Source organism: Mesorhizobium sp. M7A.F.Ca.ET.027.03.2.1 (assembly GCF_003999175.1).
GTDB lineage: Bacteria > Pseudomonadota > Alphaproteobacteria > Rhizobiales > Rhizobiaceae > Mesorhizobium.
On record NZ_RZOM01001847.1, the window covers coordinates 1 to 516 of the forward strand.

The following is a 516-nucleotide window of genomic DNA, read 5'->3' on the forward strand; positions in this document are numbered from 1 at the left end:
GGCCAGGATATAGCCGGCCTCCTCGAAGCGCGCGATCGCCTCGACGACACCGGGGTAGGGGCGCGACTTGCCGGGGATGTTGAGCGTGTAGTGGTCGAGGAAAAGTTTCAGCAGCCGGTCGTGCTCCTCGACGGCAAGCGATCGCTGATGGGCGGCGTGCGCCCGCTCGATCATCACCCGGCCGCCGTGGCCGACAAAACGCCTGAAGCCGGCTTCGTCGACCGCCGCGATCTCGCTGGCGGCCAGGCTGTGGTTCAGGCTGTCGAGCAGGTCCGGCGCTGTGTCGATCAGCGTACCGTCGAGGTCGAACACGATGATCGGTCGGGTCATGGTCTGTCCTGGGCAGGTGTGCAATGGGCAGGCGATAGCGGCTGCGGCGCGTCAAGGCAAGCTGACTGGGGGCAAGCCGGCTTGGCAATCGCTTCAGACCGGTGACAGTTTCAACGTGTGGCGGGACCACCAATTGTGGAAGCCGGCGCTGCCCCTCATCGCCCTGCCGGGCACTTCTCCCCGTAT

At 66.1% G+C, this 516-nt stretch carries 1 protein-coding gene; it reads right to left on the reverse strand.

The annotated features are described in order from the left end of the window. Positions 1–330 (reverse strand): HAD hydrolase-like protein (locus tag EN750_RS38415; RefSeq protein ID WP_148669953.1); only part of this gene is annotated, 330 nt, incomplete at its 3' end. Between the last annotated feature and the right edge of the window lie 186 nt (positions 331–516).